At 71.2% G+C, this 24,849-nt stretch carries 20 protein-coding genes and 1 tRNA gene; 14 read left to right on the top strand and 7 right to left on the bottom strand.

Annotated elements, in window-relative coordinates; all coding sequences use genetic code 11:
• A complete protein-coding gene (locus ACIBEF_RS23430) occupies positions 1 to 2,205 on the bottom strand; it encodes a HAMP domain-containing protein (RefSeq protein WP_396795292.1) in 2,205 nt (734 codons plus the stop codon).
• Between the two features lie 155 nt (positions 2,206 to 2,360).
• Positions 2,361 to 3,572, bottom strand: coding sequence for a CapA family protein (locus tag ACIBEF_RS23425; protein ID WP_396795291.1), 1,212 nt, complete (start codon positions 3,570 to 3,572; stop codon positions 2,361 to 2,363).
• Positions 3,573 to 3,789: 217 nt separating this feature from the next.
• On the opposite strand from ACIBEF_RS23425, the gene ACIBEF_RS23420 reads away from it, so the two are divergent.
• Positions 3,790 to 5,244, top strand: coding sequence for a glycoside hydrolase family 6 protein (locus ACIBEF_RS23420; protein WP_396795290.1), 1,455 nt, complete (start codon positions 3,790 to 3,792; stop codon positions 5,242 to 5,244).
• Between the two features lie 110 nt (positions 5,245 to 5,354).
• On the opposite strand, the gene ACIBEF_RS23415 is transcribed toward ACIBEF_RS23420, so the two are convergent.
• Entirely contained in the window at positions 5,355 to 6,587 is a 1,233-nt protein-coding gene (locus ACIBEF_RS23415) for an MFS transporter (RefSeq protein WP_396795289.1), read from the bottom strand.
• A gap of 203 nt (positions 6,588 to 6,790) precedes the next feature.
• On the opposite strand from ACIBEF_RS23415, the gene ACIBEF_RS23410 reads away from it, so the two are divergent.
• Positions 6,791 to 7,441 carry a CGNR zinc finger domain-containing protein gene (locus tag ACIBEF_RS23410; protein WP_396795287.1) on the top strand — a complete coding sequence of 217 codons (651 nt, stop codon included), beginning with the start codon at positions 6,791 to 6,793 and terminating at the stop codon, positions 7,439 to 7,441.
• Between the two features lie 207 nt (positions 7,442 to 7,648).
• Positions 7,649 to 7,721, top strand: a tRNA-Arg gene (locus ACIBEF_RS23405).
• 160 nt (positions 7,722 to 7,881) lie between these two features.
• Here the strand turns inward: ACIBEF_RS23405 and ACIBEF_RS23400 are convergent.
• Genes ACIBEF_RS23400 through ACIBEF_RS23385 form a run of 4 tightly spaced genes read right to left on the bottom strand, consistent with a single transcriptional unit; the run spans position 7,882 to position 11,268 of the window.
• Positions 7,882 to 9,099: a tyrosine-type recombinase/integrase gene (locus tag ACIBEF_RS23400; protein ID WP_396795286.1), complete on the bottom strand. Its 1,218-nt coding sequence runs from the start codon at positions 9,097 to 9,099 to the stop codon at positions 7,882 to 7,884.
• 3 nt (positions 9,100 to 9,102) lie between these two features.
• Positions 9,103 to 9,312 (bottom strand): helix-turn-helix transcriptional regulator, encoded by a 210-nt coding sequence (locus ACIBEF_RS23395; RefSeq protein WP_396795285.1) that lies wholly within the window; start codon positions 9,310 to 9,312, stop codon positions 9,103 to 9,105.
• The gene (locus ACIBEF_RS23390) at positions 9,309 to 10,526 is read right to left on the bottom strand and encodes a TRM11 family SAM-dependent methyltransferase (protein WP_396795325.1); all 1,218 of its coding nucleotides are present in this window, start codon (positions 10,524 to 10,526) and stop codon (positions 9,309 to 9,311) included. Before ACIBEF_RS23390 ends, ACIBEF_RS23395 begins: the two co-directional genes overlap by 4 nt.
• A gap of 19 nt (positions 10,527 to 10,545) precedes the next feature.
• A complete protein-coding gene (locus ACIBEF_RS23385; RefSeq protein WP_396795284.1) occupies positions 10,546 to 11,268 on the bottom strand; it encodes a hypothetical protein in 723 nt (240 codons plus the stop codon).
• A gap of 64 nt (positions 11,269 to 11,332) precedes the next feature.
• On the opposite strand from ACIBEF_RS23385, the gene ACIBEF_RS23380 reads away from it, so the two are divergent.
• From ACIBEF_RS23380 to ACIBEF_RS23330, 11 genes are all read left to right on the top strand, one after another.
• Positions 11,333 to 11,566, top strand: coding sequence for a hypothetical protein (locus ACIBEF_RS23380; RefSeq protein WP_396795283.1), 234 nt, complete (start codon positions 11,333 to 11,335; stop codon positions 11,564 to 11,566).
• A 361-nt stretch (positions 11,567 to 11,927) separates the two neighbouring features.
• Positions 11,928 to 12,749, top strand: a complete 822-nt coding sequence (locus ACIBEF_RS23375; protein ID WP_396795282.1) for a hypothetical protein — start codon at positions 11,928 to 11,930, stop codon at positions 12,747 to 12,749.
• 283 nt (positions 12,750 to 13,032) lie between these two features.
• Positions 13,033 to 13,476: a pilin gene (locus tag ACIBEF_RS23370; protein ID WP_355234943.1), complete on the top strand. Its 444-nt coding sequence runs from the start codon at positions 13,033 to 13,035 to the stop codon at positions 13,474 to 13,476.
• Positions 13,476 to 15,554 carry a hypothetical protein gene (locus ACIBEF_RS23365; RefSeq protein ID WP_396795281.1) on the top strand — a complete coding sequence of 693 codons (2,079 nt, stop codon included), beginning with the start codon at positions 13,476 to 13,478 and terminating at the stop codon, positions 15,552 to 15,554. Before ACIBEF_RS23370 ends, ACIBEF_RS23365 begins: the two co-directional genes overlap by 1 nt.
• Entirely contained in the window at positions 15,551 to 16,477 is a 927-nt protein-coding gene (locus ACIBEF_RS23360) for a PrgI family protein (RefSeq protein ID WP_396795280.1), read from the top strand. Before ACIBEF_RS23365 ends, ACIBEF_RS23360 begins: the two co-directional genes overlap by 4 nt.
• Complete coding sequence (locus ACIBEF_RS23355) at positions 16,474 to 18,300, top strand: VirB4 family type IV secretion system protein (protein ID WP_396795279.1); 1,827 nt, start codon at positions 16,474 to 16,476, stop codon at positions 18,298 to 18,300. The genes ACIBEF_RS23360 and ACIBEF_RS23355 overlap by 4 nt, the downstream gene beginning before the upstream one ends.
• Before the next feature lie 74 nt (positions 18,301 to 18,374).
• On the top strand, positions 18,375 to 19,655 hold the full coding sequence (locus ACIBEF_RS23350) for a hypothetical protein (protein ID WP_396795278.1): 1,281 nt from the start codon (positions 18,375 to 18,377) through the stop codon (positions 19,653 to 19,655).
• Positions 19,652 to 21,250, top strand: coding sequence for a type IV secretory system conjugative DNA transfer family protein (locus tag ACIBEF_RS23345; protein ID WP_396795276.1), 1,599 nt, complete (start codon positions 19,652 to 19,654; stop codon positions 21,248 to 21,250). Before ACIBEF_RS23350 ends, ACIBEF_RS23345 begins: the two co-directional genes overlap by 4 nt.
• A gap of 8 nt (positions 21,251 to 21,258) precedes the next feature.
• Positions 21,259 to 22,128, top strand: coding sequence for a replication-relaxation family protein (locus tag ACIBEF_RS23340; protein ID WP_396795324.1), 870 nt, complete (start codon positions 21,259 to 21,261; stop codon positions 22,126 to 22,128).
• Positions 22,116 to 23,168, top strand: a complete 1,053-nt coding sequence (locus ACIBEF_RS23335) for a M23 family metallopeptidase (RefSeq protein ID WP_396795275.1) — start codon at positions 22,116 to 22,118, stop codon at positions 23,166 to 23,168. The genes ACIBEF_RS23340 and ACIBEF_RS23335 overlap by 13 nt, the downstream gene beginning before the upstream one ends.
• Positions 23,169 to 23,597: 429 nt before the next feature.
• Positions 23,598 to 24,812 (top strand): hypothetical protein, encoded by a 1,215-nt coding sequence (locus tag ACIBEF_RS23330; RefSeq protein WP_396795274.1) that lies wholly within the window; start codon positions 23,598 to 23,600, stop codon positions 24,810 to 24,812.
• The last annotated feature ends 37 nt before the right edge of the window (positions 24,813 to 24,849 follow it).

The following is a 24,849-nucleotide window of genomic DNA, read 5'->3' as shown; positions in this document are numbered from 1 at the left end:
TCAGCCTTTCGTCGCCCGGTTGCGAGTCCCCGCCGCGTGCCGGACGCGGGCGAGGACGCTGGTCCGGTCGGCTCCCGCGCCGCGTAGCCGCAGCGCACCACCGAACCGGGCGGACCCGGTGTGTCGGACCTGGCGACAGATCTCCAGGCACATCGCTATCGCACCGATGTCGTCGTGGCGCTGCGGCGGGACGGGCAGATCCACGGTCCCGTCGGCCATCCGCTCGGCGAAGGAGCTCAACCTCCGCAACGGCCGGACGAAGATGTAGAGCTGCCACAGGTGGGTGAGAAGGGCGATGCCCACCACCGCCCCGGCCACAAGCAGGGTCCACCGCCGCTCCACCATCGTCGGCAGACGCAACCCGGCGACGTCCTGCTCCAGCACGACCGCCCACTCAAGGTGGGCGACTGTCGTCGGCACGGTCAGACCGGAGGCGGCGACCATCGCCGGGGTACCGTCCTCGGTGGTCGACCGGCCAACAGTGCTGCCTGGCAGCACCTCGACGGCGAGGCTTCGGGCCAACTCACCCTGTAGCGGCTGGAACGCCTGGAAGCCCTCCGAATCCAGGATCGTCCGCAGGTCGGCGTCGACGACCCGGACTCGGCCATCCACCCGACGGACCAGCCCGAGCAGGCGGTCCGGGTCGAACTCACCGACCACAGCGAAGCCGTCGGCGCGCTGGTTGAAGGCGTAGACGAGCGGCAACCGCTCGGCTGTGTCGTCGAGATGGATGCCGACCTCGCCTGGCAGTGGCGCGACGGTCCGCAGCGGTTTCCGGCCCGCGCCGGCCACCATCTTTCCGTCGTGGTCGACCAGGTACATGGCCCGCAGCCGCTGCTCGGCGGCGAGTTCCCGGTCGAGGGTCCGGTCCGCCTGCCCGAGGTCCTTCGAACTGATCCCCTGCGAGACCCGGGAGACGGTGGCCAGACCGTCATCCAGCAGGTGCCCGAGGGCGTTGCTGGCCTCCTCGGCCCGGCTCTCCGCATCCCGCACCAACTGCGCGGGAATCGCCGGATCGGGAGCCCGCAACGCGACCACCGTGGCCGCCACCGGCCAGAGCATGGCGACCACCACGGCGACGGTCAGACCCTGGAGGACGGTCGGCCGCCACCGCTGGTCCGGCGGGTACTGGTCACCGGAGGTCAGGGCCAACGCCCGCGTGATCCGGTGCGCCTCGCGGATGCGCATCGGCGGACGGCGCCGGGTCATCACGCCGCAGGCGTCGGCCTTGGCCTGGTTCAGCAGCGCCCGGACCGGCCGGACCAGCGACATGCGCATGAGTACGAAGCTGAGCAGTGTCACGAGCAGCAGGCTGAGCCCGAGCAGCACCCCCTTGGTGCCCGAGGTCCCCGCGCTCACGTCCGCCGCGAGCAGGGAGACGACCACGAGCCCGGTCTCACCCACCGGCGCGGACGACACCACGAGCCTGCGGTCCGTCCACTCCTTGACCACCACCTCGCGGCTCTGGGGCGAGTCGGACCCGGCCAGGCCGGCGAAGACCGTCGGCAGGTGCACGGCGTCGACCGCACTGGCCCCCTGCATCAGGCTGCTCTTGCCGTCGGGGCCGATCATGTGGACGCCATGTCCCGCGTCGGGGTTGAGTCGCAGGTTCCGCATGGTGACCTGCTGGAGTGCGAGTACTGCCCGGGTGTCGTCCAGGGCGACGGCATAGACCAGCACCGGGCCATCAGCCGTGGTGGCGGCGATCGTCCTGTCGACTTCCAGCACCGGCGGCAGGAGGTCGAGCGGTAGCGCCGCGCCCTTGGCGGCGAGAGGTCGCCGGGAGGCGGTTTCCACGATCACCGCGCCGGTGAAGCCGGCACCCTCCCCGACCAGGCGGGTCAGCAGATCGGCGTCGCTCGTGCTTCCCCGGTCCTGCACGGTCCGGCTGAGGTTGGTCGCCCGGCTGCGGGCCTCGGTCTGCATGCTCGACGCCAGTTTGGACACGACGTCACGCTGGGAGTCGACGACGGCTGGGAGCACCCCGCGCTCGGCGCTGACCGCGAACCCGAGGATCGCCATGGCGACCACGAACATCGTGGTCCAGAGATAGACGAGTGAGGGTGCGCTCGTGCCGGCGGGAAAGGACGCGGCCGGCAACTGCTGGTCGAGCGCCCGTCGCCTCCAGGCCAGCAACTGTTCATGATCGTCTGCGGGCCCAGCCGTCGACTGCCATGGCGCGTACTGCGCCGACCTGCCTGACACGAAACGACAACCTTCCCCGTGGAGCTACTCCCTGGACCGCTGCCTGTCCAGCTCGTCACCCCAGGCGACGGCCGCAGGCCGCCGCGAATGCTAGCAAGGTGTACCACCACAAGATCTGTGACGATTTCGTCTTTGTGTCGGCTCAGTTGCGGCTGTTACTTGCGCGTCACTCCGCGTACCACCAGGCCTGCGGTGTCGGCGGCCCTGGTTAAGAGGTTGCCTTCGATCCGCTCGACCGCAGCCTCGTAGATCCGGCGGCGCCCGGGGGAGAGGGCCGGATCCGCCAGCGCCCGCTCAAGATCGACCAGACGGATGTCCGGATTCAGATCAACGAAGGTGGGGATCGCCTCGATGGCCACCACCTTCCACCTCTTCGTCTCGCCGGCCGGACCGAACGTCACCCGGGTCATCGCGCCGTCACGGTTGGCGTTCACCGGCTCGGCGTGCCGGGCGATCTGGTTGCCCATCCCGTAGACGATCCAGGTGTCGCCGATCCGCTCCACCGGCTGGACGACGTGTGCGTGATGCCCGAAGACGACGTTCACGTCGTCGATGGCGGCGATCTGACGGGCCCAGGTCTGCTGGTCGACGTCCGGTTCGTGCTCGTACTCGGTGCCCCAGTGCAGGCTGACCACCACGATCTCCGCGCCCGCCTCCCGGGCCGCCGCCGCGTCCCGCCGAATGGCCTTCACGTCGATGAGGTTCGCCACCCACTCCTTGTCGGCGGGCGGGCGCAGACCGTTGAAGCTCTTGGTGAAGCTGATGTGCCCGACCTTCACGCCCTTGGCCCGATAGATCTTGACGGTGCGGGACTCACGCTCGGTCCGGTAGCTGCCGGTGTGCCCCAGATCCGACTTGTCCAACGCGTCGAGGGTTCGCTTGACGCCGTCGTACCCCTGGTCGATCGTGTGGTTCGAGGCGGTGGAGCAACCGTCGTACCCGGTGCTCTTGATGCCCTTGACGACCTCCTGCGGCACGTTGAACTTCGGGAAGCCGATGTAGGGGCCTCCCGGCGGTGCCAGCGGGGTCTCCAGGTGGCACAGGGCCAGATCCGCGCTGGAAACGGTCTCCCGCACCGGCGCCAGCATGGGGGCGAAGTCGAACTCGCCGCCACCGTCGCGCCGGGCCTGGTCCCACAGCTCGGGGTGCAGCAGGATGTCCCCCGCGCCGAGCACGGATACCGTCCGGCCGGCCGCCTTCACCGGGGCCCCCAAGGGGCGGGGCGGGTCGGCCGGCGCGGGAGATTCAACGGACCAGGGTCCGAGGACATAGATCGCCCCGACCCCGACCGCCAGTGCGATCACGCAACTGAGGATCGCCCGTAGCGTGCCGGAGAACCCGCCGCTCACCTGAGAATTGCTCGCCACCGCGACAGGCTAGTACGCCTCGTCCGCCGCCGGTCGAGGGGTTGGCCCGCTGTCCCCCGGTCGATGAACGACCTCACCAGTCGGAGAAGCCGCCGCTTCCGTCGTGCAGACCCTGCGCGAGCATGCCCGCGCATCTTGGCAGCGGCACGCGCCTCCGCTACCGTGGGAACGCTCCCACAAACTTAGAAACGTCGATGTGATCTGGAGGCAACACGTCGTGGCTATCCTCTCCTCGCTCCGCCGCAGATCGGCGGCTTTCAGCGTGGCGGCCGTCGCGGGCGCCACCGCCGTCGGCGTCTGCCTCGCCGTCAGCAGCGCCTCCGCCGGCACGCTGTCCGGGTCGCTCTACCGTGACCCGAGTTCGGCCGTCGTCCGCTGGGTCGCCGCCAACCCGGGCGACTCGCGTACGGCCGTCATCCGGGACAAGATCGCGAGTCAGCCGCAGGCGCGCTGGTTCGCCAACTTCAACCCCTCGACCGTGCAGTCCGAGGTCTCCGGGTTCATCGGCGCCGCCAACGCGGCGCAGCAGATCCCGGTCCTGGCCGTCTACGAAATCACCAACCGGGACTGCGGCGGTGCCAGCGCCGGTGGGGCGCCGGACCTCAACCAGTACCAGACGTGGGTGTCGAACTTCGCCAGGGGACTGGGCAACCAGACCGTCATCATCATCCTGGAAACCGACTCGCTCGCTCTGCTGACGTGCCTGAGCAGCGCCGAGATCAACGCGCGCAACGCGGCGATCTCGACGGCCACCCGGACCATCAAGTCCGGCAACCCCAACGCCAAGGTGTACCTCGACGGCGGCCACTCCACCTGGAACAGCGCTGGTGAGACGGCCAACCGGCTCCGGGCAGCCGGCGTGCAGTACGCCGACGGCTTCTTCACCAACGTCTCGAACTACAACTCCACCTCCAACGAGGCGAACTTCGGTCGTGGGGTCATCTCCGCTCTCAACGGCATGGGGATCTCGGGCAAGCGCCAGGTCATCGACACCAGCCGTAACGGGGGTGCCAGCGGGGACTGGTGCGGCGACGACAACACCGACCGGCGCATCGGGCAGTACCCGACGACCAACACCGGCGACGGCAACATCGACGCGTACCTGTGGGTGAAGCCGCCGGGTGAGGCGGACGGCTGCCGCTTCACGGCCGGCTCGTTCCAGCCCGAACTGGCCTTCAGCCTGGCCAACGGCGCGCCCAACCCGCCCACCACCACCCCGCCCACGACCCCGCCCACGACCCCGCCCACGACCCCGCCCACGACCCCGCCCACGACCCCGCCCACGACCCCGCCCACGACCCCGCCCACGACGCCGCCGACGACCCCTCCGACCACCCCGCCCACGACGCCGCCGACCACGCCGCCGACCACGCCGCCAGCCGGTGACGGCTGCTACGCGTCGATCGCGGTCAACCAGTGGGCTGGCGGCTTCACCGCGAGCGTGACGGTCACCGCCGGCAAGTCGGACATCAACGGCTGGACCGTGACCGTCGCGCTGCCCAACGGCTCTGTCACCAGCGCCTGGAACGCGCAGGTCAGCGGCACCAGCGGATCCGTGGGGTTCACCAACGTTAGCTACAACGGACGTGTCCTCGGCCGGCAGTCGACCAACTTCGGCTTCCAGGGCACCGGCACCGGCCCGGGGGTGTCGGCCGACTGCGTGACCAGGTGACATCAGTCGATGCAATGGCCCGGCGCGGAGGACCACTCTCCGCGCCGGGCCGTTCCTCGCCACCCAGGTCGTGCTCGCGCCGCCCGTAGCCGTCGAGGACGCCCCGCCAGCTATGTCCGCACGCTGGTGGCCGGTGGCTTCTCGGCATCCCGACCGCGGGTCGGTCGCACCGACCAACTGCTGTGGTTCCTCCCTCTCCTGCGGGACATCTCCTGGCCGGCGAGCAACGCGATCGCCACGGCTGTCAGCAGGCCACCGAACAACGGGATGACGCGCACCCCGGCCGTCGCCAGCAGACCCGCGCCGATCAACGAGCCGGCCGCGAGGCCGAAGTTGAACGCGACGCTGAGGCTGGCCGACGCCATGTCCGTGGTCGACGGGGCCACCTGCATGACGCGGTGCTGGATTCCCGCGATCAGCGAACTGAAGGACATCCCCGCCACGGCGAGCAACGGGATCGTCAACACCTTGCTCGCGCCAGCTCCATGAAGGCCGAGCATCGCGGCGGTGAGGAGCCCGAGGAGAACCAGCACGACACCGAGCGGAAACCGGTCGAGGACCCGGCCGACCGCCCAGGTTCCGGCGACGCCGAACGAGCCCTGGACGAAGAGCAGCAGGCCGAGAGATGCTGCGGCGAACCCGCTGACGTCGAGGAGGAAGGCCGTCATGTAGGTGAACGCGCCCATGGCGCCGGTGACCGCGAGAACGGTGGCGAGGAGGAGCACGACGAAGCGTGCCCGGTCCGGCATCGGCCCGATGTCGCCGGCACTCTGTTGCGGTGCGACGCTCGGCAGGAGCAGGGCGACCGCGACGCAGGTGACGAAGCCGAAGATGGCCATCGCGACGAAGGCGGCCCGCCAACCGGCCTGCCCGCCGAGCCAGGTGCTCAGCGGCACGCCGAGGACCGGGCCGAGGGCGTTACCGATCGACAGCCGAGCCACGATGCGCCCGCGGATGTTCGCGGGGAACATCGAGATCGCCACCGGAAACACCACAGCCCAGAAGACACCGTTCGTGGTGGCGGACACCAGTCGCGCGGCGAGCAGCACCTCGTAGGAGGTTGCGAAGGCCGACACCGTCGTCGCCGCGGCGAAGACACCGAGGGCACCGGCGAGCAGTGGGCGCCGGGGCACACGCCGAGTGACCCGGGTCAGCGGGAGCGCCACGATCATGACCACCACTGCGTACCCGGTCACCAGCAGGCCGGCCTCGGACCTGGAGCGTCCCAGGTCCGGGGCGATCAGCGTGAGCAACCCGATCGGAAGCACCTCGGTGGTGACGTAACAGAAAGTGGCGGCGGACAACGCGGCGAGGGCGTAGACCGCGCGTCGTTGGGGCGCCATTGGCTACCTCCCAGATCCCGAACGCCGATAGATGATCCCGGCTAACTGGATTTTGACGGTAGCATAGACGAGTGGGCATCCCTCGTTGTTCGGCCTTGAGGTGTGGCAATTGCGCCGATGAGGGTCGCAAGCGTGGCACGCCAACTCCCGAACTTGGGTCGGTGTCAACCGCCGTCGATTCCTTAGGTGGTAGCCTCGCTGGTATGCCACTCGACGTGTGCCAGCTACCGATGGTCGGGGGGCACCCCGTGCTGGATCTGGTCAACACACTGGAGCGCGGGGGCACGTCGCCGCACGACTTCCTGTCCGACAGCTCCGCCCTGCTGCGTTGGTCGGTCCAGGTGGGCCTGATCAGCGACGCGGAGGCCGACCAGGTTGGCCGCGCCTGGGGCGACGAGCCGGCGGCGGCACACGCGGGCCTGGCCGCCGTGCGGGACATCCGCGAAGGGCTGTATCTCGTGCTGCTCGCGGCGATCACCGACGCGGACGACGGCGCGGCGGGCGACCCCGTCGCGGCCGGTGCCGCGCTGGTCGCGCTCCACCAGCGGTGGTCCGGCGCGGCCGCCCGAGCGAGATTCGTGCTCGACTCGTCGCAGGTACGGCTGGTCTACGGCACGGTGCCGGCCATGTTGGTGCCCGACCGGATCGCCGAGGCCGCCCTGGACCTCATGGTGGCGGCCGACCTGACCCGGGTGCGCCGCTGCCCGGTGCTCGAAGGCGGCTGCGGCTGGCTGTTCCTCGATCGGACCCGCAACGGTTCCCGCCGCTGGTGTCGCATGGCCGACTGCGGCAACGTGGTGAAGGCGCGGCGGCTCACCGAACGTCGCCGCGCCGCCCGGCCCGCCGGTCCGTAGCTGGTTCACGATGATGCGGGCCCCGCGATGATGGCCGAAGGGTGTCGGCCGCTGGTCACCCACGGCCGACCGCCGGTCGCTTCCCGGCGTTCGTGTGCTCAAGCTTTGGTGCTGGGCTGGGCGAACGGCGGTCCGGGGAAGGTGGGTGAACGCGGGCCACTCCCTGCCACCCCAGGTGAACCCAAGGTCGCTAGACTGTGCCCTCGCGCCCCCGTAGCTCAGGGGATAGAGCATCGGTTTCCTAAACCGTGTGTCGCAGGTTCGAATCCTGCCGGGGGCACCGAAACAAGGCCCTGACCAGCAAGAAGCTGACCAGGGCCTTGATGTTTATCTATGCAGTTTTGAATCGCCCCCCGAAAACCCCTCAGTAACGCTGGTGGGTGATCGGGTTCTAGCTAGCGGTTCCGTGGTGGGGCATGTCGGGGACGGCCCCTGTGTGCCTATCCGGTCCGGCGTGGGCCATGGGGACGATGCTCGTGCCTGGTCGTGGCCCGGCCAGCGCCAAGTTGTTCGAGGATGTCGGAGCTGTCCGGGGCGAGAGCGGGCTTGACGATGTAGTGCCTGTTGGTGACCTGCTCGGTGGCGTGCCCGAGCTGGGCGGCGGCGTGTTTGGCGTCAGCCTCCTTGTCGATCAGCGTGGCGACGGTCTTGCGGAAGGTGTGTGGCGTGACCCATTCGAGGCCAGCGTCGACGCGGGCCTGACGCCACTGGCGACGCACGTTCTGCGGAGACAGCCAGGTGCCGCGCCGGGAGGCGAAGATCGCATCGTGGGGGTTGTCGGCGGCGTTGAGCTTGCGGGCCATCAGCATTCCTACTGCAAAGCGGGGAAGGACAACGGTTCGGAAGCCGGCGTCGGATTTCGTCCAGTCCTGCCGGAAGAAGCCCTTGCCCTTGAGGTAAACGATCGTGCCGCAAATGGTCAGTGTCGGGCGTTCGGCGGCAAGGTCGAGGTCTTCCCAGCGCGTTGCCAGGATCTCGCCGATGCGGGCGCCGGTAGCGAGCATGAGGTCGACGATGTCGCCCAGATCGCCGGTGTGCCGAGGCCCGGGTTTACCGGGGCTGGCCTGCTGCCACCGCCGGATTGCCGCACGGACGCCCTCCAACTGCTCTGACTCTAAGGCGACGACCTTGCGGCGCGGGTTGCGTAGTCGGCCGGTTTCGCGGACGGGGTTGGTCGTTAGTGCCCCACGGCGTACGGCCAGGGCGAGCATCTGCGTCAGGACGACCTTTGCGAGCCTGGCAGCTGTCGGGCGGTCCTCGGCGACCTTGCGCAGGAACTTGTCGATGCGGCCGACGCTGGCCTCCCGGATACGAAGGTTGCCCAGGGCAGGCACGACCGAGACGCGCACGCTCACTTCGTACTGGCTGATGGTCTGCGGCGCGAGACGCTCCTCTGCGGTGATCTCTTCGAGCCAAAGGCTGGCGAGTCTGCTGATGTGGGTCTCCCGGGTGATCTCGTCGTCGTTGGGAGCGGCACGGTCACGAAGTTTGACCTTGAGCGCCCGGATGGCGGCGGGGCCGGTGGTGTCGGTGGCCTCGACGTCCCGGGTGCTGCCGTCGTAGTCGCGGAATCGGGCTCGGGCGCAGTGCCGGTTGGGGCCGAGCTTCTCGGTGCGGATGTTGCCCCAGGTTCCGATGGGTAGTGGAGGTCGGGCCATGGCTCAGCGCTCCGGGTCGGTGTGGGCGTCGAGCCAGCGTTCGACCTCGCTGCGCCGGTAGCGCAGGGTGTTGCCGACCCGGATGGCGCGAGGTCCCTTGCCTCGGCTGTGCCAGGCGTAGAGGGTGTTCTTCGGCTTGCCCAACCAGGTCGCGACGTCATCGATGGTCAGGAGGGGGTTGGGTCGCCACTCGGCTGCCGTCGGGGTGGTCATTGCCGGCCCCGAGTAGTAGGTGAGTCGAGTTGTGGGCGTGGCCCGTCGGGGTCGCCGGACCGCCGGTGGACGGTGGGGTCGGGCTGTACGTCCCCTGGCGTGGGGTGCGGATAGGGCGGGCACGGATCGGACGTCCTTTCACCGTCCCGGTCCGGGTGGGACCGGGGATCGATGGCGCTGCCGCCGGGATTGGCGTTTCCGGGGGGCACCGCCTGTGCACGTCGATCCACGCGGTGCGGGGCGAAGGCATCAAGCCGGTCAGCGTGCGCCGTTGTGCGCGCTGACCGGCTCTCGGCATCGTGTGGGACGGAGATCGTCGGGGCTCTCAGGACCAGCACGTCCTCGTGCTGGAGGAGCCATTGCGGGTCACCGCTGGCGATGGCGTCGCGGGTGTTCTTCTGCTGGAAGAACGAGGCCCGGGGGATGATTACGCCGTCGCGGACGCCGCAGATGAGGGCGATGCATTCCTCGACGAGTTCGAGGCCGGCGTTGATGCCGGCGGCGACGACCATGCCGGGGATGTCGATGAGTTCGCCGTGGCGGCGGTAGGGCCGGGCGGTGACGACGACGTGTCCGCCGGGACGCAGCAGCGTCCGGCATCCGGCGAGGATCGCGGTGAACCCGTCGGCGAGTTCGCCAGGGCTGCGGTAGGCGAGGTTGTCCGTGCCGCCGTACTTGTGGTTGATCTTGCGGACCTTGCCGCGCCTCGGGCCGGGGGTACGGACGTGGCCGTGGGTGGACGGTCCGTAGGGCGGTGAGGTGATCACCAGGGAGACCTGTCCGTGCAGGCTTGCCGGTAGCAGTGCCGGCAGCGCGGTGGAGTCTCCGTGGTAGATCTCGCCCCGGCCCGGTGCCCCGGCCTGGAGGGTGTGGCGGATGTTGTCGGCTGCCTTGGCGACCCATTCGGCTTCGTACTCGACGCCGACGCCGTGACGGCCGAGGTGCATGGCCTCGATGACGGTGGTGCCGATGCCGGCCATGGGGTCAAGGACTACGTCGCCGGGGTTGGTGTAGGTGCGGATGGCGTAGCGGGGGATGGTCGGCAGCATCTTGCCGGGGTGCGTCAACGACTCCGGGGTGTATCGGCCGCGACGCAGGTCCCGCGACGCGGTTTGACCGGTGAGCCAGACCGAACCGAGGTAGCCCTCGGTGAGCAGGGCTGCCAGGTGGGACGCGCTGGGGTGCGGCGATTGGGAGTCGTGGAGGTTGCCGATGTGGAACGGCGGACGGGACTCAGGCATGGGCGTTCTCCTCACCGGTGGCGGTGGTCCCGAGCACGACCAGATCCCGGAACGTCGGAAGGTGGCGGCCAGCGAGTAGCCGGCGACCGTCGTCGGCCTCGTCGGGGTGTTCCGGGGCGGTGCGTGGCTCGTGCTCGGGCAGCGGGACGAGGACGGCGGGGATGTGCTGGTGGTAGAAGAGCCCGGCGGCGCGGGCGGCGGCGATGACCGTGGCTCGGTGGCTGACCTCGCCCGGCTGGGCCGGCGAGGCGGTGAGTCCGAGCAGCAGGAAACCGCCGGGGCGTAGCAAAGGACGCCAGGTGCTCATTGCTGCGGCGATGCCGTCTCGGGCGAGGCCCGGTGCGCCCTTCGGCAGGGTCGCCAGGATCAGGTCGACACGTGGGCCGGGACGTCGCATGGCGCGCCGCGTCCGGTGTTCGGGGGCGGGCGGCAGGAGCCGCACGTGCGGGCCATGGCGACCGTTGACCAGTCGGGCCGGTACCCGGTCCAGGTGGGCGGTTGCGGCGATGGCGGCGGGGTGCGCGTCGAGGTCGAGCACCACGTCGCCGACGTGGGTGTAGCGGCGGATGAGGTAGGCGAGGTGGTTTGGGGATAGTCCGTGCCAGTCCGGCGCTCCCGGACGGGGCGTGCGCGGGACGCGGGCTCGGGGAAGGAGCAGCCCGACCGGTGCCGGCTGAGGCCGGTCACCGGGGGCGGTGGAGCTGGGCTTTGGCATGGGCGTGTGGGCCACGTCCGCCGACAAGCGCTGACACTAGGGGATTACAAATCCGGGCCTCGGATTGGAAACCGCGCCCGCTGCCGAGCCGGGCGCTGCGCTCGACGCCGCCCGGTTGAACAAGATCCTCTACTGGTTGAACACGCAGGTCAGAGCCGTCGAGACACCGGCTGTCGACGACATCCGAGCCGCGCGGATTGCCGACACGATCGGTGGACGGTTGAACAAGATCCTCGCTGGCTTGAACAAGATCGTTATCTGCTTGAACACGAGGCGGCCGACCGCCTCGGGACCTTGAACAAGATCGTGATGGGGCGTGAGTGCGCCCGGCGAGCGCCGCTCGCAGCTGTCCGGCTTCATCCCGTGGCTGCCTCGTGGGCGGCGCATGTTCAAGGGTGCCGTCTCGACGTGGCTGCGCCCGGCGTGAAGGGGCCTTGAACAGCCTGGCTACGGGTTGCGCACCCCGACTCGGGATGTCCGCCGGCTGAGGTCGAGATGCATTGACGGGGATCGGCGACGGCTGGGTTGAACACGTGTCGAGACACCTTGAACAAGATCATGAGTGTTCATGATCTGTTCAAAGGCCCTGGTGGCGTGGTGGCACAGCGCCGACCGGCACTCCCGCCGGACGGCAACGGTCACCACGAGGGAGTACCACCATGGACCGTCGTATCCCCGCTACCGAGCCAGCCGTCTCCCGGCGCGGCGAGACGCTGCTCAACGACATCGAGTACCGGTTCCGGCTGATGGGGCAGGGGCCGAGCCCGCTTTCGATGGACGGCCGCAGCCTCGGCCACGGCCTGCCCCGCCGGGCCATCGCCCTGCCCGAGCTGTCGGCGATCCTGATGCACCCGTCCTGCGGCTACGCCGCCCGGGACGCGGCATGGCGGCTGTTGGCGCAGCGTGCCCGTACGGGAGACCCGGCGTGGCGTGCCGGTGCCGTCGGGGTCGCGCTACCGGGCCTGCGGTTCAAGGCGTACCTGCTGGCCAAGCTGTTCACCGGCGACGTGCAGGCCGCCATCGTCGAGCACTTCCTCCGCGCGCTCGGCACGGTCGACGTGGCCAAGCCGGGCGTGGTCGGCAACCTGCTGACCGCCGCGTTCTCCAAGGCCCGCGCCGAGCTGCGCGACCTGGAGCCCGCCTCGTCCGGGGCTCCGAACCACGCCCCAGGCGCGGTGGTGCCGCCGGCCCCGTACGGCCACCCGGACCTCGTCCTCGCCCGCGCGGTCAACGCCGAGGTCATCACCGCACAGGAGGCCGAGCTGATCGGCGCGACGTACCTGGAAGAGGTCAGCCTCACCGCCTACGCCGAACGCACCGGCCAGCCCCGCTGGAACCTCTACAAGCGGCGCACCGCCGCCGTCGCCCGGCTGAAGGCCGCGATCGAGTCCGGCGAGCTGTCCGACCCGTACGCCGACGTGATCAACGAGGCCACCACGACCCTGGCCCTGGACGTGCCTACCGTGCGGAAGCGCCCGTAAGCACCTGTCTGAGCTGCGGCTTTCCAATCCGAGGCTCGGATTTGTAATCCCCTAGTGCGGGACTCTTCCGCGCAGGTGACCTTGTTCCGACCGGACCGCTGACGGCGCTGACACCCCGCACGGTCCCCGGCCCACCCGCCGCTTCTGGTGAGGAGGACGGCCGCGCCGGTCGGCACGACAGGTCACCCACGAGCGCACCGCCCGGTCCCGCCTTCGCCACCCACTCGCGCACCCACGCCCCGCTGCGGGCTGCGTCGGCGTGCGCACCGGAGGTGCCCAACCCATGAATCACCACCCGTTCCCACGCCCCGGGGCGGCGGACCGCCGCCCCGGGGCGGGCAGGCGCGGACAGCCTTGCGTCCGCCGCCCGCGTCGATACCGGTCTCGGACTGTCCGCGCCGCGCTGATGCTCCTCAACGCCGCCGCGGTGACGGCAGCGCTCGTTGCCGTGCCGACCGTGGCGTGGGCGGCCGAGCCCGCTGCGGTGGTGCTGGCCGCCGAGTCGATCCAGCAGGTCGCCAACAACATCCGTACCTGGCTGATCGGCATCCTCGTCGCCGTCGCCACGCTTTTCTTGACCGTCGGCGGGCTGCGCTACCTGGCCGCCAATGGCGACCCCGGCGAGGTGGAGAAGGCCAAGCTCGCGCTGCGGTCCGCCGCGATCGGCTACGCCCTCGCGCTGCTCGCGCCGTTGTTCGTGACGATCGTCGGCGCGTGGGTGGCCTGATGAACGCCCTCGCGATCCGACCCCGCCGCACGGTCCGAGCGGTGTCGTTGCTGCTGCTCGGCGTGGTGATCCTCGCCGGCCTTGCCCTGAGCTGGGCCGGGCCGGCGCACGCCGAGCCGAGCCCGGCACCCGGCCCGCCCGCTACCGCACCCGGCACGCCGCCAACGCCCGGCGTGCCTGACCCTGGCGTCCGCCCGCCGGGAGTGGACCCGTCTCCCTCCGCGCCGACCATGCCGGCACCCACGCCCGGCCCGGCCCCGACTCCCGGCGAGCCTTCTGTCAGCGATGATCCGGCCTGGTACGACATCGGGGGCCAGATCCGCAAGGCCGTGGTCGACCTGGTCGTCTGGACCGCCGAGCAGGCTCTCCAGCCGGTGATGGAAGCCCTCGGCGCATCGTGGCTGTCCACCCCCGACCTCACCGACAACGAGCACGTCAAGGCGATCTGGACGACCAGCCTGATCACGGCCAATGGCGTCTTCGTGCTGTTCATCGTCGCCAACGGATTCCTCATCACGACCAGGGAGACCCTGCAGAGCCAGCATGGGCTCAAGCAGGTGTTGCCCCGCATCGCGCTGGGTGCGGTGCTGGCCAATTGCAGCCTGCTCATCGGTCAGCAGGCCATCGTGCTTACCAACGCGCTCACCGTGGCCATCGCCGGGAACACGGTTGACGGCCCGGCCGCAGCCGCCGCAGTCGGGCAGATCGCGGACAACGCCCTGCAGGGCAAGGGCTTCCTGATGGTGCTCCTGGCCGTCGCCGTGGTCGTGATGTGCCTGCTTGTGGAGTTCACCTTCATCCTGCGGCTGGCCGCGCTGGTCATCCTCGTCGGCGTGGCCCCAGCGGCTTTGATCTGCCATGCCAGCCCGCTCACCGAAGGCATCGCCCACACCTGGTGGCGTGCCTTCGCCGCCTGCCTCGGCTTGCAGATCGGTCAGGCGATCATCGTCATGGCCACGGTGAAGGTCTTCCTGACCCCCGCCGGGCCGACCGTGCTGGGCGTGCCCTCGACCGCAGACGGGCTCCTCGGCGTCCTGGTCTGCCTGACGATGCTCTGGCTGCTGATCAAACTGCCGGGCTGGATGCGGCAGTTCGTCCTCGGCCCGCTCGGACAGCGCAACGGCAGGGGACTGCTCGGCCAGCTCATGCACGCCTACCTGACGATCAAGACGCTCGGCGCGGCGGCCGGCATCCTGGGCGGCGCGAGTGCGGCCCGGACCGCCGGGCGGACGGCACCTCGTCCGCCCGGTCCCCGTCCATCGTCGGGCGGCCCCCGTCCGCCCCGTCCACCCCGTCCGCCCCGTCCCGGGCCGACTCCCGTCCCGCCGTCCCCGCCGGGACCGGCGGCCTTCAGCCACGCCCCGGTCACCCACACGCCGCTGCCCGCGCCGTCCGGGACGAACGCCACCCCTACCTTCAGCCACCCGGCGGCCCCGTCCACTCCACCGCCAGCGCCGTCCGGCGGTGTCCCGGCCGCGCAGTTCTCCCACCCGTCCCCGGCCCAGCCGAGTCCACCGGCCCCAGCCGCGCCGCCCGCCCGAGTCGCCTTCAGCGATGCCACGGCCACGACACCGACAGCGACACCCAGCGGCGCGGCACCGGCGGTGGCGTTCTCCGCCGCACCAGCGCCACAGAGCGCGCCGCGCCGGCCACCTGCCCCGGTCACGCCGGTGTTCTCCACCGCTCCGGCCGCACCGGGAGCCGGCGGGTCACGACGAGCCTCGACCCCCGGGACACGGCCTACGGCGGCGCGGCGCGCCACCCCGAGTGGGCAACCCAGCGCCAACCCGAGCACCCCGTCCGCCGCCCGGCGAGCAACGGCCGCCACCGCACCCCGGCCTCGTCCACCGGCCTCGTCCGTCCCGCCGTCCACGGACGGTCGACGGTCAGCGGCCCCGACCCCGCCGCCGCGCCCGTCCCCGTCTCCGACGGCGAGGCCGTCCCCGGCGGCTGGTGCGACCCCGGTGGGTCCGACCGCCGTCCGCACCGGGCCGTCCCCGTCCCCGCCGTCCCCACCGCCGGCTCGATTGTCCGCCCCGGCGCGGCGCCCGTCGCGGAAGCGAGGTGATGAGCAGTGAGCCGCCGCGACGATGAGGCTCCGATGCGGGCTCGGGTTCCCGCGGACATCGAGCGGCCGGACCGGATCGCGTTCGGCATGTCGGGACGGCAGCTGGTGATCCTGGCCGTCACGGGCCTCCTGTTGTACGCGGTGTGGACGGCGGTGGCGACGCTTGTGCATCCGCTGGTGTTCCTCGCGGGTGCGATACCTGTCGCCGCTGGGGCGTTCCTGCTCGCGGTCGGCCGCCGTGACGGCATGAGTCTCGACGCTTGGGTCCTTGCGGCGCTGCGGCACCGCCGCAGTCCGCGCCGGCTCGTGCCGGCCGATGGACCGGTCATCCCGGCTCCGGCGTGGGTGCAGACCACCGCCGGGCCGGGGGACCGGCTACCGCTGCCCGCGCCGCTGCGGCTGCCCGCGAGGGGCATTACTGGAGACGGGCTGGTCGATCTCGGTTCGGACGGCACGACGGGCCTGGTCGCCGCCTCGACGGTGGCATTCGGGCTGCGGACCCCGGGGGAGCAGAACGGCCTGGTGGCCGGGTTCGCGCGGTGGCTGCACAGCCTCGACGGCCCGGCGCAGATCGTGGTGCGGGCGCAGCGGGTCGACCTGACCTACCTCGCCGACCGGTTCCTCGCCGCCGCCCCGGGGTTGCCGCATCCCGCGCTGGAAGAGGCAGCCCACGCGCACGTGGCGTTCCTCGATGACCTGGCCGGGCAGCGCGAGCTGCTGCACCGGCAGGTCACCGTCGCCGTGCGCAGCCGACGCGGCGCGCACCACGCCGCACATCACGCGGCCGAGGCGGTTCGTGCCCTCGCCGGCTGCGAGGTTCCCGCCCGGGTCCTCGACGGGCCGGACGCCACGGTGCGGCTCGCGGCCAGCCTCGACCCCACCGCCCCGGCCCTCACGCCCCACGCCCCATCTGACGGAGGTGAACAGCGGTGAGCCTGCTGTCCGCACTGCTGCCGACGCGGCGGCGTCCCGCGCCCGAGTCGGCCACGATCCTGCCCGGTTCCCCGGACGCCGTCGAGGTCGACGGCCGACACGTGCGCGTCGGGGACGGCTACAGCGCCACCCTGGCCGTCGTCGGCTACCCGGCCGAGGTCGGCCCGGGGTGGGCCGAGCCGATCCTGTCCTACCCGGGCCTGGTCGACGCCGCCTTCCACATCGAGCCGGTCGCGCCGGCGGTGGCCTCGGAGCGGCTGCGCAAGCAGCGCGGCCGGTTCGAGTCCTCCCGCCGGCAGGACGCGGCGAAGGGCCGTCTCGACGATCCCGACCTCGACGCCGCCGCGGCCGACGCCGCCGAGCTGGCCACTCGTGTCGCCCGAGGTGAGGCCCGACTGTTCCGCCTCGGCCTGTACCTCACCGTCCACGGCACCAGCCCAGACGACCTCGCCGACCGGGTAACCGAGGTGCGGTCCCTGGCCTCCTCGCTGCTGCTCAACACCGCGCCGGTCACCTGGCGTCAGTTGCAAGGCTGGATCAGCGGCCTACCCCTCGCGTTCGACGCGCTCGGGATGAAACGGGTCTTCGACACCGACGCCCTCGCCGCAGCCTTCCCGTTCACCAGCCCCGACCTGCCCGACACCGCCGGAGACAACGGCACGGGCGTGCTGTTCGGACTCAACCTGCACTCGTCCGGAGTCGTCGTCTGGGACCGGTGGGCGCAGTCCAACTACAACGCCGTCATCCTCGCCCGATCCGGGGAAGGCAAGTCGTACCTGGCCAAACTCGACCTGCTGCGCAACCTGTGCCTCGGGGTGCAGGCGTTCGTCATCGACCCCGAAGACGAGTACCTCCGGCTGGCCGACGCGGTCGGCGGCACGGTCATCCGCCTCGGCGCGGCCGGCGTGAAGATCAACCCCCTTGACCTGCCGCCCGTTGACGACGCCCTCAACGACCGGGCACGGTTCCTGCACACGCTCGTGACCGTGATGCGCAGCGGCGACACAGCCATCAGCGCGCCCCTGCCCGGCGACGAAGCCCGCTCCCTCGATGTGGCGGTCCTCGCGGCATACCGGGCCAAGGGCATCACCACCGACCCGCGCACCTGGAGGCGACCGGCGCCGCTGCTGGCCGACGTGATGGCCGCCCTGGAAGACACCGACGACGCCGGCCGCCGAGTCGCCGCCCGCCTGCACCCCTACGTGGCCGGCAGCATGAAGGGCCTGTTCGACGGGCCGACCACCACCGCCGCGCAGGGGCACCTCGTGGTCTTCGCCATCAGGGACCTGCCTGAGCAACTTCACCCGGTCGGGACGCTGCTCACCCTGGACACGATCTGGCGCACCGTGCGCGGCGCGACCGCCTCCGGCCAGCGGCCCGATGCGCTACGGATGGTGCTGGTGGACGAGGCGTGGAAACTGCTGTCCGGCGGTCGCGGCGGCGTGTTCCTGGAAACCCTGGCCAAGTCCGCCCGCAAATACGGCGTGGGCCTGACCGTCGTGACCCAGGACGCCGCTGACGTGCTCGCCACCAAAACCGGCCGTGCCGTCGTCTCCAACGCCGCAACCCAGGTGCTGCTCAGGCAGGCGCCGCAGGCAATCGACGCCGTGGCCGAGGCGTTCGGGCTCACCGACGGCGAACGGGCGTTCCTGCTGTCCTGCCAGCGCGGAGACGCGCTCCTCGCGGCCGGGTCGGCGCGGGTTGCTTTCCACAGCCACGCCTCGCCCGCCGAGCACGAGTTGATCGTTACCGGCCCGGTCGCCGGTCGCCGGCCGCCGCTGACCCGCCCTGGCGTCCCTTCCACCACCGATCGGAGTTCCTGATGGTTGTCACGCTGTCCCCATCCCCTCCGCCATCTCCTGCGATCCCCGCCGGGTGCGTGCCCGGCCAGGGCGGCGTGCCCGACTCGGTGGTGGGTGAGCTGCTGTGCGGTTCGTGGGGCGACGACGCCACCAACGCGGTGTGGCCGCTCGTCCGCGACCGGTGGCCGTTGCTCCTCGCCGCCCTGGCGGCGCTCGCCGCCGTGCGGGTCGGGTGCATCCGGTGGCGGCGGCGGGTCTGGCGGCGGCACGCAGCCGCAGCGCGGTGGCTGCAGATCACCCCGCCCGTGACCGCCACTCCGGCCGCGACGATCGGCCTGTGGCGACTGCTCGCTACCGCGTTGCCCGCGCCGCGCCGGTGGGCGCTACGCCCGGCCCGGCTGGTCTGGGAGGTCGCCGCCGACCCGGACGGGATGCGCTGCGGGCTGTGGCTGCCACCAGGGGTCAACCCGACCGCCGTGGTGCGGCTGCTGCAACGCGGCTGGCCCGGCGTCCGCGCCGAACAAACCCCACCGCCGACCGTGCCCACCACCGGAGCCGTCGCCGCCCTCGCGGTCTGGCCCACCCAGCCGGAATGGCTGCCCCTGGTCGAAGACACCACGCCTACCTACCGCCGAGGCATGGACGCGAGCGCTCCCGAAGAGGACCGGCTCCGGGGGGTCTACGGCGGGCTGGCCTCGGCCGGGCGCACCGGCGGCGCGATCCTGCAAGTCCACCTCGGCCGAGCACCCGCCCACCGGATGCGAACGCTGCGCCGCGCGATGACTAACCCCCACCGTGCCCGCCGACCCCGAGGGACCGCCCGCGCCGCCGGGCTGCTCGCCGACGGGCTACGAGCCTTGATTCTCGGCGTCTTGAACCTCGTCACCCCCGGCCCGTCGAGCCCGAGGCGGCACGTCCGTGCGACTGACCCGTACACCGCCGAGTTGGCCCGGCAGGCGCGGGCGAAGTACGCCGACGCACCGCACTTGCTCGTCGCCGTGCATACCGTCGCCGCCGGCCCCACGAAGGCCGCCGCCGTCGCCGCTGTGGCTGATGTCAGCTCCGGGTTCGGGCTGCTGTCGGCCCACTTCACCCGCCGCCGGCTCCGTTCCGGCGCGCTCGCGGCATCCGACCGGTGGGTGCCCGAGGCACGGATGAGCCTGGTCTCCGTCGCGGAAGCCGCCGCGCTCGCCGGGCTGCCCACCGAACCGGCCGCCTACGGCCTGCCCGGCGCGGCGTCACGGCGTCGGCCCGCCACCCGCGAGATCTTCCGCGCCGACCCGGCCCCGCGCCGCCGGCCGCTCGCCGACCCACCAGCCCCGACGCAGCGGCACGACGAACACGACGACCCGCCGACCATCTGGAGCCCGGCATGACCCGCACCCGCATCAAACCCGTACCGGCCAGGAGCGCTACCAGTCGGCGCAGGCTCAACCTGGTGCCACTCGACCAGCGGCACGGCCTGGGCGGCAAGGTCATCGGTGTTGCCAACGCTGGCCCCGCGATGCGGGTCGGGATCTCCCTGACCGATTGTCGGTTCCACGTCCACGCGCTCGGACCGACCGGCACGGGCAAGACGACCCTGCTGATGCGGATGATCCTCGCCGACGTTGAGGCCGGGCGCGGCGTGGCCGCGTTCGACCCGGCCAAGGGCGACCTCATCCGAGACCTCCTCGCTCGGCTGCCCAAGTCCTGCGGTGACCGCCTGGTCCTGATTGACCCGGACGAGCGGGCCGCGCCACCGGCGATCAACCTGCTCGACCCGGCCGTGCACGGCGGCAGTCCGCACGACGTGGCCGCGAACCTCACGGCGGTGATGGCGAAGGTGTGGTCACGCTGGTGGGGTCACCGCACCGCCGACATCTGCTACCACGGCCTGCTCACCCTCGCCCACGTCGAAGGCGCCACCCTCGCCCAACTACCGCGGCTGCTATCCGACTCCAAATGGCGAGCCGAACGGATCACTACCGCTACCGGCAAGCTGAATGCCTGGGAGGGCAACACCCTCGGCGAGTTCTGGGAAGGGTTCAACGAGCTGCCCGCCGCCCAGCGGTCCGGCCTGATCGCCCCGCTGCTGTCCCGGCTACGCCTCGTGCTGGCGCATCCGATGGCGAACAGCCTGTTCGGGGTGCCGGCCACCACGTTCTCCTTCGCCGAGATTCTCGACGGCGGCATCATGCTCGCCCGGCTACCCAAGGGCGTCATCGGCGAGGACGGCACCCGCCTGGTCGGCTCCCTGCTCCTGGCCGGGCTGTGGCAGGCCACCACCGCCCGCGCCCGCATCCCCGAGGACGATCGCCCGGACGCGATGATCGTGCTGGACGAGTGCCACAACTTCCTGCACCTGCCCATCGGGATCGATGACGCGCTCGCCGAGGCCCGCGGCTTGCACACCTCGTTCGTCCTCGCCCATCAGTACCTCGGCCAACTGTCCGGGGAAATGGCAGAGGCGATCGACGCCAACGCCCGCAACAAGGTGTACTTCGCCCTCGCCCCCCGCGATGCCATCGACCAGGCCCGGCACCTGCGCCCCTACCTCGATGACGGGGACCTGATCCGACTCGGCGGCTACGAAGTTGTCCTTCGTCCGGTAGCCGGTGGCCGAGTCGTCCCACCGGTCACTGCCGACACCGAGCCGCCACCACCGGCCATCCAGGGCCGTGCCGGCGAGCTGCGTCATGCGGCCCGAGACCACACCGGCCTGCCGGTGCAGCAGCGGCGGCGACTGCTCAGCGAAGCCGCCACCGCCTCGGGCACCACTGAGTCTTCCGAGCCGGTTGACGCTGCGGTTACTGACCTGGTGGGTCGCAACACCTTCGCTGTTCAGGGCGAGGGGTCTAACGAGAGGTCTAACGAGCGATCCAACGAGGAACGCAACGACCACGAACAGCCGGGTGAACACACCCCCTTGAACACGTCGTACGCGCACGTGGACGGCGGTGAGGAGGACCCGTGGACCGGAACCGACTGATAAGAGATATCCCTCCTACCCGTACATCTGCCACCGGCAGTCCTCGCCTCACGGCGTCCGTCGTCGCCGCCGAACTCGGCCGACTCACCCCCCGAGACCGGCACCTCCTGGACCTGCTCGACCAGCACCGAACCTTCACCACCGACCAACTCGTCGACCTAGCCTTCGGCTCGGTCGGCCGTGCCCGCAACCGCCTCAACACCCTGCATGATCGAGACATCCTCGACCGGTTCCGCCACTACCAGCGGCCCGGGTCGCAATCCTGGCGGTGGACCCTCGGCCCGGTCGGCGCGGCCCTGATCGCCGCCGGACGAGGCGAGACGCTGCCCCGTCCGGCCGTTGTGCGCGACGCCACCGCCCGACTCGCCATGTCCCCGACGCTGGCGCACCTGCTCACGGTGAACGGGTTCTTCGTCGCGCTCACCGGTCACACACGTGCGCACCCCGGCGCGCGGTTGGTGCGGTGGTGGAACGAGGCACGCTGCCGGGAGGCGTGCGGCAACCTGGTCCGCCCGGACGGACACGGCGTGTGGGCCGACAACGGGCGGGCGGTGCCGTTCTGGGTCGAGGCTGACCTCGGCACCGAAACGCTGGGCCGGGTGGTGGGCAAGCTGACCGGCTACGCCGCACTACCGCCCCGCCGCGCGTACCCGGTGCTGTTCTGGCTACCCACCGCCGCCCGTGAGGCCAACCTGCACACCCACCTCCGGCGGACCGGGGTGCCGGACGGGCTGACCGTCGCCACCGCCACCGCCGACCACGCCGCCGCGCCCGGTCCGGCGGGGCCGGTCTGGCGCATCGTCGGGCACCCCGACCGGGTGAGCCTGGCCGAGCTGCCCGCACCGGGCGGGGACGGTGGCGCGCCGTGGGACGAGTAGCGGTCTGGATCGCGGCCGGGGTCGCCGGGTTGCTTCTACTGCTCACGGCCGCTACCGCCGGAGTCGTCTCCTCGGTGTTCGGCGGCGGCGGTGGCGGGGGTAGCTGCGTCGGCGCGGTCACCGCGCCGGGTGCCACCCCAGCGGGGTTATCGGCTGAGCAAGCCCGTAACGCCTCGGTGATCGTGACCGTGGGTGAGCGGTTGCGGGTACCGGTGCGCGGGTGGGTGGTCGCGGTAGCCACCGCCCTCCAAGAATCCTCGTTGATCAACCACGGCGACCTCGGCCCGAACAACGACCATGACTCGTTGGGGCTGTTCCAACAGCGACCGTCGCAAGGATGGGGCACCCCGGAACAGATCACGAACCCCGAATACGCCGCCGCGACGTTCTACGAGCGTCTCCTCACCGTCCCCGGCTGGGAACGGCTACCGCTCACCGAAGCCGCACAGAAGGTGCAACGGTCCGCGTACCCGGACGCCTACGCCAAACACGAGAAACGGGCAACCGAGATCGTGACGGCGTACACCGGCGGAATGCTGCCCGTGTGCGACGGTGCGCCGATCAGTGCCTCCGGGTGGACCCGCCCCGTGGCGGGCACGGCCGGTTCCGGCTTCCGTACCGGCGACCGGCCCGGCCACGACGGGGTCGACATCATGGCCGAGAAAGGCACCATCATTCGTGCCGCGTCCGGCGGCGTGGTGGTACGCGTGCGGTGCAACATCGGGGGCGACTCGTGGGAACCCACCGGCGGTCCCATGCCGTGCGACCGTGACGGCTACCCCGGGCTCGGCGGGTGCGGCTGGTACGCCGACATCCGACACTCCAGCGACATCGTTTCGCGATACTGCCACATGGTGCGACAACCGATTATCCGAGTAGGACAGACGGTGATCGCCGGGCAGCCAATCGGCCACGTCGGAAGTTCCGGAAACTCGTCCGGCCCGCATTTGCACTACGAGATCCACGAAGGCAATACCGCCACCGAGTACAACGCTGTTGACCCGGTTCCTTTCATGCGCCAAAAAGGCGTGGCCCTGTAAATTCATGAAGTGATTTTCCGCACAATCCGAGAAGGCTCGCATCGGTCGCGGTGAGCGCCGCGCGTCCGGTCCGCCGGGCGCGCGGCGTAGTCGTTTCAACCCGGAAACCACATCCCCGCAAGACGGTGTGAGCGGCCCCCGCACCGCTCACCCTATGCGGCACTAGGGAGCCGCGCCGAACGCGTCGCAGCGTCGGACACGGGGCCGTTAAATGGCGTTCCGGGTGGCGGTAGCGGTTCCTGAATCGAGAACGGAAGCGGCGCGGCGTGGTCCCCGTAAAGAGTCTTGCGCAACGGGGTTGACAATCATCCGGTGCAGAGGGTCCATGGACGTGGGCAACAAAAACCGCCCCGGCGGAACCGCAAACAATGCGCATCACGCGTACGCGGAATCGCTATTTGTCGACCCCTTATGTGGAGGTGTATTGCCATGACCGCAAACATCGTTCTCACCCCCGGCACCGACGAGGCCCGGTCCGCCGTCGCCGAGGCGCTGCGCGATTACCCCGGCGTCACCGCCCGCAAGTTGGCCGGACAGGCGAACCTGCCGCTACCGGTCGTCACCGAGGCGCTCACCGCCATGGAGGCCGCCGGGACCGCCACCCGCACCCCCGACCCGGCCAAGGGCAACCGCAAGAGCGCCGACACCTGGCAGACCACCACCGACCCGACCGCCACCACCGACCCGACGGCCGAGGATGCCCCGGCGACCGACGCGACGCCGGACGCGGCCGACGAGCCCACCGCCGACAACGACGGCCCGGCCACCGCCGACGAGCCGACGGCCGAGGACGCCCCGGCGACCGACGCGACGCCGGACGCGGCCGACGAGCCCACCGCCGACAACGACGGCCCGGCGACCGACGCGGCCAGCGACGAGGCCGGCACGGACACGACGGCGGACACGGCCGACGAGGCGACGCTGCCCGAGGCCCCAGTGTCGGGCGCGCCCGTGTCCGGGGCACCGGTCGGCCCGCGTCAGCCCGACCTCAAAGTGTTGATCATGGCGGGTGTGTTGGGTGGGCACCCGGCCGGCGTCACGGCCGACGCGGCGATCGGGGAGAGCGGCCTGTCGGTGGCGATGGGGGACACGATCCTCGCCGCGATGGAGGTTGCCGGTGCCGCCCGTCGCCTGCCGGTCACCGAGGACGGTGACGAACTGTGGGTGATCGGCGACGGTGACCTCGCCACCGTGGACCCGGCCAACGCGCCGACACACACCACGTGCCCGACGTGCGGTCACACCCGCAAGATCCGCCGCCCCTCGGTCCGACGTGCCGCCGGAACCGGCCGCACCACCGGTGAGATCAACAGCGACGGGTCGGCGAAGTTGGGCAAGAACGAGTTGCGCAACCGGGTCGAGGCGTTCATGCGCGACCTCGGCCCCGGCCACGACGTGACCCCCGGCACCGTCGCCCGTGAGATCGGCGGACGCAGCCCCGGGGCGGTCCGCAACGGCATGGACAAGCTGACCGGGTCCGGGGTGCTGATCCTGACCCGTGAGGCCCCGGAAACCTACGCCCTCGCCGACGACGCCCCCGCCCCGACCGCCGAGGTCCGCGCGTTCATGACCCCGCCCAAGGACACCACCGCCGGTGACGAGGCCCGCACCGACGAGGCCGCCGCCGCCCCGGTCGCGGCCTGACCGACTGCCCCGCCGGGGCCGGGCACCACGCCCGGCC

Origin of the sequence: Micromonospora sp. NPDC050795 (assembly GCF_044456785.1) — a bacterium.
Classification (GTDB): Bacteria; Actinomycetota; Actinomycetes; order Mycobacteriales; family Micromonosporaceae; genus Micromonospora.
Note: the sequence above shows the minus strand (reverse complement) of the source record. Positions and strands in the feature narration are given on the sequence as shown.

Bases quoted from the DNA above. Each gene is read 5' to 3' on its own strand.
- ACIBEF_RS23400 (WP_396795286.1), bottom strand. From the start codon at position 9,099: ATGGCCCGACCTCCACTACCCATCGGAACCTGGGGCAACATCCGCACC.
- ACIBEF_RS23365 (WP_396795281.1), top strand. From the start codon at position 13,476: ATGAACGCCCTCGCGATCCGACCCCGCCGCACGGTCCGAGCGGTGTCG.
- ACIBEF_RS23410 (WP_396795287.1), top strand. From the start codon at position 6,791: ATGCCACTCGACGTGTGCCAGCTACCGATGGTCGGGGGGCACCCCGTG.
- ACIBEF_RS23345 (WP_396795276.1), top strand. From the start codon at position 19,652: ATGACCCGCACCCGCATCAAACCCGTACCGGCCAGGAGCGCTACCAGT.
- ACIBEF_RS23330 (WP_396795274.1), top strand. From the start codon at position 23,598: ATGACCGCAAACATCGTTCTCACCCCCGGCACCGACGAGGCCCGGTCC.
- ACIBEF_RS23385 (WP_396795284.1), bottom strand. From the start codon at position 11,268: ATGCCAAAGCCCAGCTCCACCGCCCCCGGTGACCGGCCTCAGCCGGCA.
- ACIBEF_RS23370 (WP_355234943.1), top strand. From the start codon at position 13,033: ATGAATCACCACCCGTTCCCACGCCCCGGGGCGGCGGACCGCCGCCCC.
- ACIBEF_RS23415 (WP_396795289.1), bottom strand. From the start codon at position 6,587: ATGGCGCCCCAACGACGCGCGGTCTACGCCCTCGCCGCGTTGTCCGCC.
- ACIBEF_RS23395 (WP_396795285.1), bottom strand. From the start codon at position 9,312: ATGACCACCCCGACGGCAGCCGAGTGGCGACCCAACCCCCTCCTGACC.
- ACIBEF_RS23375 (WP_396795282.1), top strand. From the start codon at position 11,928: ATGGACCGTCGTATCCCCGCTACCGAGCCAGCCGTCTCCCGGCGCGGC.